A 15,175-nucleotide genomic window follows, 5' to 3' on the forward strand; every position below is an offset into this window, starting at 1 on the left:
ATGGTGGGTCGTGCAGGATTCGAACCTGCGACCAATTGATTAAAAGTCAACTGCTCTACCAACTGAGCTAACGACCCGCTGTGCGGTACTGCTGGAATCATGGTGGGTCGTGCAGGATGACTCGGCCTCTGGCCTCGCCCTTCGGGCCAACGCTTGCGCGTTGTTATCCTTCACTTCCTTACATCCATCATCTTCTTTAAATGATGGTGGGTCGTGCAGGATTCGAACCTGCGACCAATTGATTAAAAGTCAACTGCTCTACCAACTGAGCTAACGACCCATAATTCCTTGCTGCCTTAACGTTTTACAGTTGTCTTGGCAACGGCGGCATATATTACTAATTTATCTTCGCAGTGCAACCACTATTTCTTAATGATGGCATCAACTGCTTGTTCTTCACGCGTTCACGCCCAGAAATCAAGCGAAATGACCAAATTCTGGGCGTAACGTGCTAGCCGAGCGCGGAAAGACGCTTTTGCGATTGCTTGGCAGCATCCGTATTCGGGTACTGTTTCTGCACCTGCTGGTACACGGCTTTGGCTTTATCTTTCTGCCCTTTATCCTGCATGATCACGCCGACTTTAAACATCGCATCTGCGCTTTTTGGGGATTTGGGGAAATTTTTGACCACAACCGCGTAATAGTAGGCCGCATCATCCTTCTTACCTTTGTTGTAATACAACTGCCCCAGCCAGTAATTGGCGTTCGGCAGGTAAGTGGAGTCCGGGTATTGCTTGATAAACGCCTGGAAGGCGCTTATCGCCTGGTCGTATTGTTTCTTTTCCAGCGCCAGTGACACCGCATTGTTGTAGTCGGTGTTGGCATCACCGCTGCTGGCCGGTGCAGATGCCGTGTCTGCCGCAGCGGCAGACGGTGCAGCAGCAGCGCCGGCATCAGCAGCCGGTGCGGCAGGTGCCGCCGCAGCGCCCTGGCTGCTCAGGCTGTCTATTTGCTGATAAATCTGCTTTTGCCGTTCGACAATCTGATTCAGCTGGTACTGATTCTCCTGGATCTGGCCACGAAGGGAGTCCACATCACGTTGGGAATCGGCGAGCTGTTGCTGGAGTTGGGTTAAAAGTTGACTGTGAGCATTGGAGATACGCTCAAGCTGCGTGACACGGTCTTCCACCGAGCCAGAGCCGACATTACTGATTGGCGCCTGGGCAGTAGCGGCCCAGGGGGCCGCTACGCCAACCAGTAACGCCAGACTTAATAAAGAATGTCTGAAGTTACTGCTCATGCGATTCTCTTAGTATACCAGTACGGCACGACGGTTTTTGGCGTAAGCCGACTCGTCATGGCCCAGTACGGCAGGTTTCTCTTTACCGTAAGAAACGATAGCGATCTGGTCTTCAGATACGCCTTTGCCTTGCAGGTACATTTTCACGGAGTTAGCACGACGCTCACCCAGGGAAATGTTGTATTCCGGCGTGCCGCGTTCGTCCGCATGACCTTCGATGGTCACTTTATAAGACGGGTTGCCGCGCAGGAAGGCTGCGTGCGCATCCAGCATTTGAGCGAAGTCAGAACGGATATCGTACTTGTCCAGGTCGAAGTAAACGATGTTGTTCCGTTGCAGCTCTTGCATCTGGAGACGTGCTTGCTCGTCAGACGACATGTTGCCTGCGCCTGCGCTGCCGTTTTCCATCATACCAGTGCCGCCGGCGCCCATACCAGATTGGTCATTGTTTGCGCTTTTGTTAGAGCTACATGCAGCGATAGCGATAACCGGTAATGCCAGCATCAGCCCTTTCAGCACTTTATTCAGTTGCATCTCTTTGATCCTTTTATTGTTTGCCATACATATTCACACATGCATCACAGATACGGCGACCAGGCAGGGAATTTGACCTGTCCATCGGTAGCCGGAAGACGCGCTTTGAAACGCCCATCAGTCGAGACCAGCTGTAACACGGAACCCAGCCCTTGTGTGGAGCTGTAAATCACCATGGTGCCATTCGGTGCGATACTAGGCGTCTCATCCAGGAACGTGTCCGTCAACGTTTGGACGGCTCCCGTTTCCAGATCTTGTTTGGCGATGTGTTGCGCGCCACCATTGGAACTCACCATTGCCAGGAACTTGCCGTCACTGCTGACGTCAGCGTCCTGATTCTGAGAACCTTCCCATGTCAGGCGTTGCGGCGCACCGCCATTAATATTGACTTTATACAACTGCGGACGGCCACCCTGATCGGAGGTGAAGGCCAGGTTCTGGCTGTCCGGGAACCAGGTCGGTTCGGTGTTATTGTTACGTCCGTCGGTCACCTGGCTGATCTGGCCGGAACCGAGGTTCATTACATACAGGTTCAGGCTGCCGCTTTTGGAGAGCGCGAAAGCCAGTTTGCTGCCGTCCGGCGAGAAGGCCGGCGCACCGTTGTGACGCGGGAACGACGCAATCTGACGGATAGCCCCGTTTGACAGGGTCTGAACCACCAGCGCAGAGCGGCCGCTTTCAAAGGTCACGTACGCCAGTTTGCTGCCGTCCGGCGACCAGGCCGGGGACATCAGCGGCTGCGGTGAACGGTGAACCACGAACTGGTTGTAGCCGTCGTAATCCGCTACGCGCACTTCATACGGGAACTGGCCGCCGTTGGTCTGCACCACATACGCAATGCGGGTACGGAACGCCCCTTTGATACCGGTCAGCTTCTCGAAAACTTCATCACTGGCAGTATGCGCCGCGTAGCGCAGCCACTGCTTGGTGACTTTATACTGGTTCTGGGCCAGCACCGTGCCCGGCGCGCCGGAGGTGTCGACCAGCTGGTAAGAGACCAGGTAGTTGCCGCCTGCATCGGGCTGGATCTGCCCCACGACCACGGCATCAATACCGAGCGCCGTCCAGGATGCCGGGGTCACTTCCGCCGCGCTGGAAGGCTGTTGCGGCATACGTGACGCATCAATCGGGTTGAATTTGCCGCTGTTGCGCAGATCCGCCCCAACAATCGCCCCGATCTCTTCCGGCGCACTGCCCGGACCGGCCCATTTAAACGGCACGACGCCAATCGGGCGCGCAGAATCCACACCCTGGGTAATCTCAATGCGGACTTCCGCATGGAGAACGGTGGCCCACAACATCAAAAGGCCCATCGCTACTCGAAATGCCTGCTTCATTGTCTCTCCCTTATCTGGACGGTTCTGCCCGCGATAATTTAGCAGAATTTTAACTAACCAACGCACACAAAACTAGAACATTACCCGTGAAACTATAGTAAAAGTCTTAAAACTTGCTGCGTTATGCGCTTAACGTGGCTTGAAGTCTAACGACGTACCCTTTTTAAACTCTTCGTAAACTTCCTTGCTTGGCGGCTTCGGAATACGCGCCTGCTTGGCAGCAGCCACGGCCGCCTGGCAGAGTGCCGGGTCGCCCCCTTCCGGTTTAACGTCAATCAGCAAGCCATCCGGGGCCAGCTTGATGCGCAGCGTACAGGTACGGCCTTTGTACAGTTGGGCGTCATAAAATTTATTCTGAATAGCGGCCTGAATCTGGCTGCTATAGTTGGCGATATCCGCCCCGGAGGCCCCACTGTTCTTATTCTTGCCCTGCCCTGCCGCACCGGCAGCACCGGAGGCGTTGCCGCTGGCCGCGCCGCCTGCTTTCGGGGCATTCTTCGACGAGGCCAGCCCGCCGAACAGGTCATCCACATCTTCACTTTGTTTGGCGGCTTCGGCTGCCGCCTTTTTCTTGGCATCGGCCGCGGCTTTCTTCGCGGCGGCGGCTTTCTCAGCCGCAGCGGCTTTTTCTGCGGCGGCTTTTTCGGCCGCGGCTTTTTCAGCGGCGGCCTGTTTGGCCTCTTCCGCAGCCTGTTTTTTCGCTTCGGCTGCGGCGGCTTTTTTCGCCTCAGCCTCTGCCGCTTTTTTCGCTTCAGCTTCGGCGGCTTTTTTCGCCTCGGCTTCTGCCTGTTTCTTCGCGTCTGCGGCAGCTTTCTTCGCCTCTTCCGCGGCCTGTTGCTTCGCCTCGGCTTCCGCCTGCTTCTTCGCTTCCGCAGCGGCTTTCTTCGCCTCGTCTGCCGCCTGCTTTTTCGCCGCGGCAGCGGCCGCAGCGGCTTCTTTTTTCGCCTGCTCAGCTGCCTGTTTCGCGGCGTCTGCCTGGGCTTTCGCCTCGGCTTTGGCCTGTGCGGCGGCCGCTTCCGCTTCTGCTTTCGCTTGCGCCGCGGCAGCTTCCGCCTGCTTCTGTTGCGCCTGTGCTTTGGCGGCAGCCGCTTGTGCCTGTTTCTGCTGTTCGGCCAGCGCCTGAGCCTCTTTCTGCTGGGCCTCCTGCGCGGCCAGACGCTCTTTCTCCAGCGCCTTCAGGCGCTGCTGTTCCGCGGCCTGCTTCTGCTGCAACTCTTCTGCTTGCTGCTCGGCCTTTTTCTGGCGTAACTGAGCCGCGCGCTGGGCGTCGGTTTGCTGTTGCTGCTGGCGGTTATATTGCTGAACCACGGCACCCGGATCGACCATCACGGCATCAATCGCGCTGCCGCCATCTTCACCGCCGCCGCCACCGCTCATGGACATATCCTCGGTGAGCGATCCCCAGATCAGCAGGCCAATCAATATGATGTGCAGCACCACCGAAACAATAACGGCGCGTTTTAGCTTATCGTTTTGCTCAGTTGCCTTTACCACAATAGATTCCCAAAACAGGATTACCAAAAAACAAGGTTTTCAACCGCCCTCTCCCTGCGCGTTGAAAACCCGGATAATAAGGGCCGGCACCGGGGCCGGCCTGGCCTTAAATAGGCTGTGTCATTAACCCTACCGAGGTCACACCCGCCTGGTGCAGCATATTCAGTGCCTTAATAATTTCATCATACGGCACCTCTTTTGCGCCCCCGATCAGGAATACCGTCTTGGGGTTGGCTTTCATGCGATCGGCTGCTTCAGCGATCACCTGCTGCTCCGGCAGTTGTTCCATACGCTGGTGATCGACCACCATCGTGTATTGGCCGACCCCGGAGACTTCCACGATAACCGGCGGATTGTCATTGTTGCCGACGGCTTTTGAATCCGTTGCATCCGGCAAATCAACTTCCACGCTCTGGGTGATGATGGGGGCGGTCGCCATAAAGATCAGCAACAGCACCAGCAACACGTCGAGCAAAGGAACAATGTTGATTTCCGATTTCAGTTCGCGGCGACCGCGACGACCACGTGCCATGCTCTCCCCCTACCTTATTTGCTGCTCTCGCTGGAGAATGCCTGACGGTGCAGGATGGCGGTGAACTCTTCCGTGAAGTTGTCGTAGTTCTGCTCCAGTTTGTTCACGCGCTGGTTAAGCCGGTTATAGGCCATAACAGCCGGGATGGCGGCGAACAGGCCGATCGCGGTGGCGATCAGGGCTTCTGCGATCCCGGGGGCAACCATCTGCAACGTGGCTTGCTTGACCGCGCCCAGCGCGATAAAAGCGTGCATGATGCCCCATACGGTGCCGAACAGGCCGATATAAGGGCTGATGGAGCCGACGGTACCGAGGAACGGGATGTGGGTTTCCAGCGTTTCCAGCTCACGGTTCATGGAGATGCGCATCGCGCGCGACGCCCCTTCGATCACTGCTTCCGGCGCATGGTTGTTGGCGCGGTGCAGGCGGGCAAACTCTTTGAAGCCGGCGTAGAAAATCTGCTCAGAGCCGGTCAGGGCGTCACGGCGCGTCTGGCTCTCCTGGTACAGGCGGGAAAGCTCAATCCCCGACCAGAATTTATCCTCGAACGCTTCCGCATCACGGGTAGCCGCATTCAGGATGCGTGTGCGCTGGATGATAATAGCCCAGGACACCACCGAAAAGCCTATCAAAATCAGCATGATAAGCTTCACCAGAAGGCTGGCCTTCAAAAAGAGATCAAGAATGTTCATGTCAGTCACTGCTTAAACTCCGCGACAATAGACTTGGGAAGCGCTATCGGCTTCATTTGGTGTGGGTCGATGCAGGCGATCAGGACTTCTGCACTGCTCAGAAGCGTTCCCTGCGCATCGAGGATTTTTTGAGCAAACGTGAGTGAGGCACCGCGCAGCGCAGTAATTTCACTCTGCACTTCCAGCAAATCATCCAGACGTGCGGGGGCAAAGTACTCCACCGTCATGCGGCGGACAGCGAAAGCGACATGATCAGCCAACAATTGCTGTTGATGAAAATGGTGTTGGCGCAGCATTTCTGTGCGCGCTCTCTCATAAAAGGCAACATAACGAGCGTGATAGACCACGCCACCCGCATCTGTATCTTCGTAATAGACACGAACCGGCCATCGGAACAACGGATTACTCACTCTACATCCCGTCCTGCAATTAAACGCGCTTACTATACGCAATGGCATTCAGGTTGGGAATGGGTTGCCAGAGTTACAGAGAAATAATTATCGGTCCAGTCTGGGCGCTATAAATTAATGTAAATTATTAGCAAAAAAAGTTTATTTCCTGCCCACCCCACACGATAAAGGGGCACCTTGCGCGGCGCCCCTTTTTATCTGTGCGCGCTGTTTTATCGGCGCACTATTTTCTTAATGCTGCACGGTATTGTTTCCTGGTGCAGCACGGCAGGGTTACCGGCCGCTTTTGGCTGACTCCGCAGCCTCATGATGCTCCAGCGCCAGCGCCGTGATGATGCCGAACGCGCAGGCCAGCAAGGTGCCGAGGATCCAGGCGAAATACCACATCAGTTAGCTCCTTAATAGAGGGAGTGGGTGTTGTTGTCGATGAACGCCTTGTCGATGCGGCCGAACATCTTGTAGTAAGCCCAGCTGGTATACGCCAGCACCACAGGCACGAAAATGATCGCGACCACCGTCATCACCCGCAGCGTCAGCAGGCTGGAGGTGGCGTCCCACAGGGTCAGGCTGGCGTTCGGGTCCGTCACGGACGGCATCACAAACGGGAACATCGTGACGCCGGTGGTGAGGATCACGCAGGCGATGGTCAGCGAGTTACTGACAAACGCCCAGGCGCTGCGGTTCAGCCGCGCCATCATGATGGTCACCAGCGGCAGCAGTACGCCCAGCAGCGGCAGCGCCCACAGCCCCGGATGCTGGTTGAAGTTCGCCAGCCACGCCCCGGCCTGATGCGCCACCTCTTTGCGCAGCGGGTTGGATTCCGCCCCGCGTTCCAGCACTGACGTCACCACATAGCCATCGATGCCGTTAACCAGCCAGAGGCCGGCCAGCAGGAACGCCACCATCATCACCAGGGCAGAAAGTTGCGCCGCGGCGCGACTGCGCAGGTGCAGTTCGCCGGTGGTGCGCATCTGCAGGTAGGTCGCCCCTTGCGTCACCAGCATCGTCAGGCTGACCACCCCGGCCAGCAGGCCAAACGGGTTAAGCAGCTGGAAGAAATTACCGGTATAGAACAGCCGCAGGTAGGCATCGACATGGAACGGCACGCCCTGCAACAGGTTGCCGAACGCCACACCGAACACCAGCGCCGGGACGAAACTGCCGACAAAAATGCCCCAGTCCCACAGGTTGCGCCAGCGGCGGTCATCCACCTTGGCGCGGTAGTCAAACCCAAGCGGACGGAAAAACAGCGCGGCGAGCACCAGAATCATCGCGATATAGAAACCGGAGAACGCAGCGGCGTAAACCATCGGCCAGGCGGCGAACAGCGCGCCGCCGGCGGTGATCAACCATACCTGGTTGCCGTCCCAGTGTGGGGCGATGGCGTTGATCATCACCCGGCGTTCGGTGTCTGTGCGGCCGAGGATACGCAGCAGCACCCCCACGCCCATATCAAACCCGTCGGTCACGGCAAAGCCAATCAGTAGCACGCCAATCAACCCCCACCAGACAAGACGCAATACCTCGTAATCAAACATCATGGCGCTCCTTTACTGAACCTGCGGCTGGGTGGCGATAAGGGTCGGAACCGGTTCAGTGACCACCGGCTGTTCAAAGTGGTAGCGGCCGGTTTTCAGGCTGCTTGGCCCCAGGCGCGCAAATTTGAACATCAGGTACATCTCAATCACCAGGAACAGGGTGTACAGGCCGCAGATCAGCAGCATCGAGAACAGAATGTCACCGGCCGTCAGCGAGGAGTTGGCCACCGCGGTCGGCAGCACTTCGCCAATCGCCCAGGGCTGGCGGCCATATTCCGCCACGAACCAGCCGGACTCAATGGCTATCCACGGCAGCGGCATGGCATAGAGGGCGGCGCGGTGCAGCCAGCGTTTCTGGCCGATGCGCCCGCGCAGCACGGTGATAAAGGAGACACCAATCACCAGCAGCATCATCACGCCGCAGGCCACCATGATACGGAACGAGAAGTAGAGCGGCGCGACACGCGGGATAGAGTCTTTGGTTGCCAGCGTAATCTGGGCGTCGGTCGCGTCGGTGATGTTGTCGGTGTAGCGCTTGAGCAACATGCCGTAGCCGAGATCCTGCTTGGTGTTGTTGAACGCTTCCCGCACGGCCGGGTCGGTATTCCCGGCGCGCAGGGCTTCCAGCAACTGGTAGGCTTTCATGCCGTTGCGGATCCGCACCTCATGCTGCCCCATCAGCTCCCGCAGGCCGGTCACCTGCTGGTCCACAGAGCGGGTGGCAATAATCCCCAGCAGGTACGGGATCTGGATGCTGTAGCCGTTCTCCATGTTGTCCTGGTCCGGCAGGCCAATCAGCGTGAAGCTGGCCGGGGCGGGCTGCGTCTCCCACTCGGCCTCAATCGCCGCCAGTTTGACCTTCTGCACATCGCCCATCTCATACCCGGACTCATCCCCCAGCACAATCACCGACAGCACTGCCGCCATGCCGAAACTGGCGGCAATGGCGAAGGAGCGTTTGGCGAAGGCCAGATCGCGCCCTTTCAGCAGGTAGTAGGAGCTGATGCCCATGATAAACATCGCGCCGGTGCAGTAACCGGCGGCGACGGTATGCACGAATTTCACCTGCGCCACCGGGTTAAACACCAGATCGGCGAAGCTGACCATCTCCATGCGCATGGTTTCGTAGTTGAACTCAGAGGCGATCGGGTTCTGCATCCAGCCGTTGGCCACCAGGATCCAGAGGGCCGACAGGTTGGAGCCGAGCGCCACCAGCCAGGTCACGGTCATGTGCTGCACTTTGCTCAGGCGGTCCCAGCCGAAGAAGAACAGCCCCACCAGCGTGGACTCGAGGAAGAAGGCCATCAGCCCTTCAATCGCCAGCGGCGCGCCGAAGATATCGCCGACGTAGTGGGAAAAATAGGACCAGTTGGTGCCGAACTGGAACTCCATCGTCAGGCCGGTAGCAACCCCCAGCGCGAAGTTGATGGCAAACAGCTTGCCCCAGAATTTGGTCATATCTTTATAGATTTGTTTACCGGAGAGCACATAGACCGTTTCCATGATCGCCAGCAGGAACGCCATACCGAGCGTCAGCGGAACAAACAGGAAATGGTACATGGCCGTGAGGGCAAACTGTAAACGCGACAGTTCGACTACATCCAACATTATGACTCCTTGCCTCTCGCAGGAAGACTTCAACAGGTGGCGCGCGGGCGACAACAGCGAACCCGGTTAACCATCAGTGTGTGCCTAAAAAAATTGCTGCCGGAAAACCCTCCCCTGCCGGGCAGGAATGCGGAAGGTGTTCGGGAAACAAAGACGATAAACGTGTGGCTGTTTTTTAGCGTGGCTATAATACGCCGCCATACCCCCACAATAAATAAGGCAATAGGGAGTTTGTTTACTTTTTCTGAGCCGATCAAATTCTCTCAAATAAGCGGCATAGCTAAACTTGATCTAAATCAATTAAAATTAATTCATTTACTTTTACGCCACAGAAAAATTTGTTTTGTATCAATTTTGTTGCTACTTCCCTTTACTCTCGCTGAAGTTTAACCATCTGTTAAATTTGTTAAAAACAACAACATTTAAATCACACCCGGTGTGACGCCGGTATAAATAAAACAATGACAGCTTTCCATAACAGGAATAAATAGGTCAGGGAAAACCTCCCGGTTATTATTCGGAAAACATCCTGAAACCGGCCTGCCACGGCCTTTTTATTGACGCCATTAATTAAGCACCCCTAGAATCGCGGCTATTTATTTTCCCCCGATTAATTTAAGGTCTGCTGTTTTATGAAAAAGGTGATGTTATTAGCGATTCCGCTGCTGGCGATGTTTTCCGGCGCGACACAGGCGCATAAAGATGACGGGTATAGCCATGACACGAAGTATCTGGACTATTCCCGTACCCGCTGGATGAGTGATATTGATGACAGTACGCCGCTGGGCCAGTTGAGTATTCCCGGCACCCATGATTCCGGCTCGCGCTATGGCGGTGCTGCCATCGCCAACCAGGTGATGACCATCAGCCAGCAGCTGAACGCCGGGATCCGCTACCTGGACATCCGCGTACGCCATATTGATAACCATTTTGCCATTCACCACGGTCCGGTTTATCAGCATCTGAATTTTGATGATGTGCTCTCACAAACTACGGCGTTTCTTGCGGCTAACCCCACTGAAACGGTATTTATGCGGATTAAAGAGGAGCATACACCGGCCGATAATACCCGCACGATAAATGAAACCCTGGATGAATATTTAAAGAAATACAACAAGGTATTTAAATCCCCCCGAAGCTTTACGTGGAATAAACAGCTGACCCTGGGCGATATGCGCGGGAAAATCGTGGTAATTTATGATGGTGTGTACGGGAATGCGGAAGGGTATGACTTTGGTGATATTCCTAAGCAAGACGATTACCATATGAAAACCAACTGGTCACAGTACAGTAAATGGGAAAAGATAAAATCCTTTATCAACGCGAATAATAACAATAGTGGCATTACCATCAACCACCTGAGCGGCTCCGGCGGCTCCTTCCCCTATTTTGTTGCCAGCGGCCACTCCAGCGCCGGCACCTCAGCGGGCCGCCTGGCGACCGGCCTGACCACGCCGGGCTGGAAACACCGATACCCTGATTTCCCCCGCGTCTCCTGTTTTATCGGTATTTGTACCATCGCGTTTGAAGGTACCAATACGTTAACTAAAAACTACCTTAACAGTAACGAGCATATTACAGACACCGGGATTATTGCCGCAGACTTCCCCGGCAAAGGGCTGATTCAGTCGGTTATCCAGAAAAACCGGGATAATTTTACCCATCATCAATTGCTGCTGAAATCCACCGGCCAGTGCGTCGCGACGCAAGGGAGCACGCCGGCTGCCAAGGGGGCCAAAGCGATAGTCGAACAGTGCGGCAGCCCGGTGCCGGAAAGGCAGCGCCTGCGCCTTGAACATGACCAGCTGAAACTCGGCAACCAATGCCTGGATGTCAAAGATGGGCAGAACAAAGAGAATGCATCGATTATTTTCTGGCCTTGCAGCGGGAGCCCCAACCAGAAATGGAGTGCCGAACGCGGCCGGTTGCGCAGTTGGTTGTCCGGTACCCAGCGCTGCCTGACCTTAGGCGATGACAAAAAAAGCCTGTCACTGCGCACCTGTTACGCGCCGGGCAAAGACCAGAGTTTTGGCCTGGAAAAAACCGGCGGTGCTGCGGCGGCATCCGACCAGAATGCCAGTGACACCCCTGTCATGCCGGCGTTCACCGGTGCGCCGGAAGAGGTGATCAGTGCCGCCCAGTCGATCCCCGGCAACTACCTCTCCAAATTTAACATGGTGGTCGATGCCCAGCCGGCCACCCGCCAACCGGTCAGTATGGATACCGACAGTGAGGCCCCTGCCAGGGGAAATATCACCTTATATTAACCCCGCGGTACGCCCTGCCCCGCTGCCGTTCTGCCATAAAAAAAGGCCACCTCAGGGTGGCCTTTCAGGCTGATGTCTGCTGGATACCCACGTGATAACGCGGGGTCAGCCTCAGTTCGGCAGCAGGGATTTCACTGCTTCGCCGATGTCAGCCAGGCTGCGCACGGTTTTCACGCCTGCCGCTTCCAGTGCAGCGAATTTGTCATCCGCCGTGCCTTTGCCGCCGGCGATAATCGCACCGGCATGGCCCATGCGTTTGCCTTTCGGCGCCGTCACACCCGCGATGTAACCGACCACCGGTTTGGTCACGTGCTCTTTGATGTAAGCGGCCGCTTCTTCTTCTGCGTTCCCGCCGATTTCACCGATCATCACGATCACTTCGGTCTGCGGGTCTTCCTGGAACAGCTTCAGGATGTCGATGAAGTTAGAGCCTGGGATCGGGTCACCGCCGATGCCGACGCAGCTGGACTGGCCGAAACCGTAATCCGTGGTCTGCTTGACCGCTTCATAGGTCAGGGTACCGGAACGGGAGACGATGCCCACTTTGCCCGGTTTGTGGATGTGGCCCGGCATGATGCCGATTTTGCATTCGCCTGGGGTGATCACACCTGGGCAGTTCGGGCCGATCATGCGTGCGTCGGTCTGCTCCAGTTTGGCTTTCACCACCAGCATGTCCAGCGTCGGGATGCCTTCGGTGATGCAGATAATCAGCTTAATGCCGGCATCCAGCGCTTCCAGGATGGAGTCTTTGCAGAACGGGGCCGGAACGTAGATAACAGACGCAGTGGCGCCGGTTTGCTCTACCGCCTCACGCACGGTGTTGAACACCGGCAGGCCGAGGTGCTCGGTGCCGCCTTTGCCCGGCGTAACGCCGCCGACCATCTGGGTTCCGTAGGCGATCGCCTGTTCGGAGTGGAACGTGCCCTGGCTGCCGGTGAAGCCCTGGCAGATCACTTTGGTCTCTTTATTAATTAAAATGGACATTATTTCCCCTCCACTGCCGCAACAACGCGCTGCGCCGCATCCGTCAGGCTGGTCGCTGCAATAATATTCAGGCCGCTGTCTGCCAGTTTCTGGGCACCCAGCTCGGCATTGTTCCCTTCCAGACGCACCACTACCGGCACGCTGACACCCACTTCAGAGACCGCGCCGATGATGCCGTCAGCAATCAGGTCGCAACGCACGATGCCGCCGAAGATGTTGACGAACACCGCTTTCACTTTCTCATCAGAGAGGATGATTTTGAACGCTTCGGTCACGCGCTCTTTGGTTGCGCCGCCGCCGACGTCGAGGAAGTTGGCCGGGTCACCCCCGTGCAGTTTCACGATGTCCATGGTGCCCATTGCCAGACCGGCGCCGTTCACCATGCAGCCGATGTTGCCGTCCAGCGCCACGTAGTTCAGTTCCCATTGCGCAGCGTGCGCTTCACGCGCATCTTCCTGGCTCGGGTCCTGCATTTCACGCAGTTCCGGCTGGCGGAACAGGGCATTGCCGTCCGCGCCCAGTTTGCCGTCGAGGCAGATCAGGTCGCCCTGCTTGGTGATCACCAGCGGGTTGATTTCAATCAGCGCCAGGTCGCGCTCCAGGAAGATGTTCGCCAGACCCATAAAGATCTTGGTGAACTGCTGAACCTGTTTGCCGGTCAGGCCGAGTTTGAACGCCAGTTCGCGCCCCTGGTACGGCTGCGGGCCGGTCAGCGGGTCGAGCGCCATTTTGTGGATCAGGTGCGGGGTCTCTTCCGCCACTTTCTCAATTTCCACGCCGCCTTCTGTTGACGCCATGAACACCACGCGACGGGAGCTGCGGTCAACCACGGCGCCCAGGTACAGCTCTTTCTCGATGTCGGTTGCCGCTTCCACCAGGATCTGGTGAACCGGCTGGCCGTTGGCGTCTGTCTGGTAGGTCACCAGTTTTTTGCCCAGCCACTGTTCAGCGAAAGCGCGGATCTCTTCCTTGCTTTTCACGACTTTAACGCCGCCCGCTTTACCGCGGCCGCCGGCATGTACCTGGCACTTCACCACCCAAGGGCCGGCCCCAATTTTGGAGGCTGCTTCTTCCGCTTCACGCGGGGTCGTGCAGGCATAACCGGTCGGCGCAGGCAGGCCATACCGTGCAAAAAGTTGTTTTGCCTGATACTCGTGTAAGTTCATGATGTTCTATCCATTCAGGTCTGAAAGACTCAGCCGCCCCCGTGACCCGCCGTGGAAATCCCACGTTCCGGGCCATCCGGCACGACCATGTGTACGTTATCGGGCGCCGCGCACGGCGCCCGGCAATGGCTTAGACGTCCAGCAGCAGGCGGGACGGATCTTCCAGCATCTCTTTGATGGTCACCAGGAAGCCAACGGACTCGCGGCCGTCGATCAGGCGGTGATCGTAAGAGAGCGCCAGATACATCATCGGCAGAATCACCACCTGGCCATTGACCGCCATCGGGCGATCTTTGATGGCGTGCATCCCCAGGATGGCGCTCTGCGGTGGGTTGATAATCGGCGTGGACATCAGTGACCCGAAGACCCCGCCGTTGGTGATGGTGAAGTTACCGCCGGTCAGCTCTTCCACTTTCAGCTTGCCGTCACGGCCTTTCACCGCCAGCTCTTTGATGCTCTTTTCGATGTCAGCCATACCCAGCGTATCCACATCACGCAGTACCGGCGTGACCAGGCCGCGCGGCGTGGAAACGGCAATGCTGATGTCGAAATAGTTGTGGTACACCACATCTTCGCCGTCGATGGAGGCGTTCACTTCCGGGAAGCGTTTCAGTGCTTCCACCACCGCTTTCAGGTAGAAGGACATGAAGCCCAGGCGCACGCCGTGGCGTTTCTCAAACGCCTCGCCGTACTGCTTGCGCAGATCCATGATCGGCTTCATGTTGATTTCGTTGAAGGTGGTCAGCATCGCGGTGCTGTTTTTCGCTTCCAGCAGACGCTCGGCCACGCGCTTGCGCAGGCGGGTCATCGGGACGCGTTTCTCACTGCGGCCGCCGAGTGCCGGTGCCGGGGCTGCCGCCGGGGCGCTTTCCGGGGCTTTGGCCGCAGGCTGTTCCGTGCGGGCTTTCGCCAGGAACTGCTCCACGTCTTCACGCGTCAGGCGGCCACCCACACCGCTGCCTTTGATGGCAGAGGCGTCGAGGTTGTGCTCGGCGATCAGGCGGCGGATAGCCGGACTGAGGGCGTCGTTGCTCTCCTCTTCCAGGCTGGCCGTCTGGCGCTGGGCCGGGGTCGGCTCTTTGGCCTGGCTTTTCTCTTCGCTCGGCTTGCCGCTGCTGTCACCCGGACGCAGGCGCGCCAGGATCTGGCGCGACGTCACGGTGGCGCCTTCATCTTCCAGTACGCTGTCCAGAATGCCCGCCTCAGAGGCCGGCACTTCCAGCACCACTTTATCGGTTTCGATTTCTACCAGCACTTCATCACGCGCAACGGTATCACCCGGTTTTTTGTGCCAGGTGGCCACGGTGGCATCCGCGACCGATTCAGGGAGGTCAGGAACCAGAATATCTACGCTACTCATTATCTATCCTTAT

The 15,175-nt window shown here is 57.1% G+C and carries 14 protein-coding genes and 2 tRNA genes; 1 reads left to right on the forward strand and 15 read right to left on the reverse strand.

What is annotated here, in order from left to right; genetic code table 11:
- Position 1: 1 nt before the first annotated feature.
- From CYR52_RS01570 to cydA, 12 genes are all read right to left on the reverse strand, one after another.
- Positions 2-77: transfer RNA gene (locus CYR52_RS01570), tRNA-Lys, on the reverse strand.
- Between the two features lie 127 nt (positions 78-204).
- Positions 205-280, reverse strand: a tRNA-Lys gene (locus tag CYR52_RS01575).
- Positions 281-451: 171 nt separating this feature from the next.
- A complete protein-coding gene (gene cpoB, locus CYR52_RS01580; protein ID WP_072926193.1) occupies positions 452-1,240 on the reverse strand; it encodes a cell division protein CpoB in 789 nt (262 codons plus the stop codon).
- Positions 1,241-1,249: 9 nt separating this feature from the next.
- Complete coding sequence (gene pal, locus CYR52_RS01585) at positions 1,250-1,774, reverse strand: peptidoglycan-associated lipoprotein Pal (protein ID WP_072926195.1); 525 nt, start codon at positions 1,772-1,774, stop codon at positions 1,250-1,252.
- Positions 1,775-1,818: 44 nt separating this feature from the next.
- Positions 1,819-3,111 (reverse strand): Tol-Pal system beta propeller repeat protein TolB, encoded by a 1,293-nt coding sequence (gene tolB, locus CYR52_RS01590; protein ID WP_101827841.1) that lies wholly within the window; start codon positions 3,109-3,111, stop codon positions 1,819-1,821.
- Positions 3,112-3,240: 129 nt separating this feature from the next.
- Complete coding sequence (gene tolA, locus CYR52_RS01595; protein WP_101827897.1) at positions 3,241-4,605, reverse strand: cell envelope integrity protein TolA; 1,365 nt, start codon at positions 4,603-4,605, stop codon at positions 3,241-3,243.
- Positions 4,606-4,711: 106 nt separating this feature from the next.
- Positions 4,712-5,137 carry a colicin uptake protein TolR gene (gene tolR, locus CYR52_RS01600; protein ID WP_072926199.1) on the reverse strand — a complete coding sequence of 142 codons (426 nt, stop codon included), beginning with the start codon at positions 5,135-5,137 and terminating at the stop codon, positions 4,712-4,714.
- Between the two features lie 14 nt (positions 5,138-5,151).
- Entirely contained in the window at positions 5,152-5,838 is a 687-nt protein-coding gene (gene tolQ / locus CYR52_RS01605) for a Tol-Pal system protein TolQ (protein WP_072926200.1), read from the reverse strand.
- Entirely contained in the window at positions 5,835-6,239 is a 405-nt protein-coding gene (gene ybgC, locus CYR52_RS01610) for a tol-pal system-associated acyl-CoA thioesterase (protein ID WP_072926202.1), read from the reverse strand. Before ybgC ends, tolQ begins: the two co-directional genes overlap by 4 nt.
- A gap of 273 nt (positions 6,240-6,512) precedes the next feature.
- A complete protein-coding gene (gene cydX, locus CYR52_RS01615; RefSeq protein WP_072926203.1) occupies positions 6,513-6,626 on the reverse strand; it encodes a cytochrome bd-I oxidase subunit CydX in 114 nt (37 codons plus the stop codon).
- 11 nt (positions 6,627-6,637) lie between these two features.
- Positions 6,638-7,777 (reverse strand): cytochrome d ubiquinol oxidase subunit II, encoded by a 1,140-nt coding sequence (cydB, locus tag CYR52_RS01620; RefSeq protein ID WP_072926205.1) that lies wholly within the window; start codon positions 7,775-7,777, stop codon positions 6,638-6,640.
- 12 nt (positions 7,778-7,789) lie between these two features.
- Entirely contained in the window at positions 7,790-9,385 is a 1,596-nt protein-coding gene (gene cydA / locus CYR52_RS01625) for a cytochrome ubiquinol oxidase subunit I (protein WP_072926206.1), read from the reverse strand.
- Positions 9,386-10,017: 632 nt separating this feature from the next.
- Here cydA and CYR52_RS22560 point away from each other — a divergent pair.
- A complete protein-coding gene (locus CYR52_RS22560) occupies positions 10,018-11,652 on the forward strand; it encodes a phosphatidylinositol-specific phospholipase C domain-containing protein (protein ID WP_101854753.1) in 1,635 nt (544 codons plus the stop codon).
- Between the two features lie 111 nt (positions 11,653-11,763).
- Here CYR52_RS22560 and sucD read toward each other — a convergent pair whose 3' ends face one another.
- The 3 genes from sucD to odhB all read right to left on the reverse strand — a co-directional run bounded on the left by sucD (position 11,764) and on the right by odhB (position 15,162).
- Positions 11,764-12,636 carry a succinate--CoA ligase subunit alpha gene (gene sucD / locus CYR52_RS01635; RefSeq protein WP_072926209.1) on the reverse strand — a complete coding sequence of 291 codons (873 nt, stop codon included), beginning with the start codon at positions 12,634-12,636 and terminating at the stop codon, positions 11,764-11,766.
- Complete coding sequence (gene sucC, locus CYR52_RS01640; RefSeq protein WP_072926211.1) at positions 12,636-13,802, reverse strand: ADP-forming succinate--CoA ligase subunit beta; 1,167 nt, start codon at positions 13,800-13,802, stop codon at positions 12,636-12,638. The genes sucD and sucC overlap by 1 nt, the downstream gene beginning before the upstream one ends.
- 130 nt (positions 13,803-13,932) lie before the next feature.
- Positions 13,933-15,162: a 2-oxoglutarate dehydrogenase complex dihydrolipoyllysine-residue succinyltransferase gene (gene odhB / locus CYR52_RS01645; RefSeq protein WP_072926213.1), complete on the reverse strand. Its 1,230-nt coding sequence runs from the start codon at positions 15,160-15,162 to the stop codon at positions 13,933-13,935.
- Between the last annotated feature and the right edge of the window lie 13 nt (positions 15,163-15,175).

The organism is Chimaeribacter arupi, from assembly GCF_002858805.1.
Lineage (GTDB): Bacteria > Pseudomonadota > Gammaproteobacteria > Enterobacterales > Enterobacteriaceae > Chimaeribacter > Chimaeribacter arupi.

Bases quoted from the DNA above. Each gene is read 5' to 3' on its own strand.
- cpoB (WP_072926193.1), bottom strand. From the start codon at position 1,240: ATGAGCAGTAACTTCAGACATTCTTTATTAAGTCTGGCGTTACTGGTT.
- pal (WP_072926195.1), bottom strand. From the start codon at position 1,774: ATGCAACTGAATAAAGTGCTGAAAGGGCTGATGCTGGCATTACCGGTT.
- tolB (WP_101827841.1), bottom strand. From the start codon at position 3,111: ATGAAGCAGGCATTTCGAGTAGCGATGGGCCTTTTGATGTTGTGGGCC.
- tolR (WP_072926199.1), bottom strand. From the start codon at position 5,137: ATGGCACGTGGTCGTCGCGGTCGCCGCGAACTGAAATCGGAAATCAAC.
- cydX (WP_072926203.1), bottom strand. From the start codon at position 6,626: ATGTGGTATTTCGCCTGGATCCTCGGCACCTTGCTGGCCTGCGCGTTC.
- cydB (WP_072926205.1), bottom strand. From the start codon at position 7,777: ATGTTTGATTACGAGGTATTGCGTCTTGTCTGGTGGGGGTTGATTGGC.
- cydA (WP_072926206.1), bottom strand. From the start codon at position 9,385: ATGTTGGATGTAGTCGAACTGTCGCGTTTACAGTTTGCCCTCACGGCC.
- CYR52_RS22560 (WP_101854753.1), top strand. From the start codon at position 10,018: ATGAAAAAGGTGATGTTATTAGCGATTCCGCTGCTGGCGATGTTTTCC.
- sucD (WP_072926209.1), bottom strand. From the start codon at position 12,636: ATGTCCATTTTAATTAATAAAGAGACCAAAGTGATCTGCCAGGGCTTC.
- sucC (WP_072926211.1), bottom strand. From the start codon at position 13,802: ATGAACTTACACGAGTATCAGGCAAAACAACTTTTTGCACGGTATGGC.
- odhB (WP_072926213.1), bottom strand. From the start codon at position 15,162: ATGAGTAGCGTAGATATTCTGGTTCCTGACCTCCCTGAATCGGTCGCG.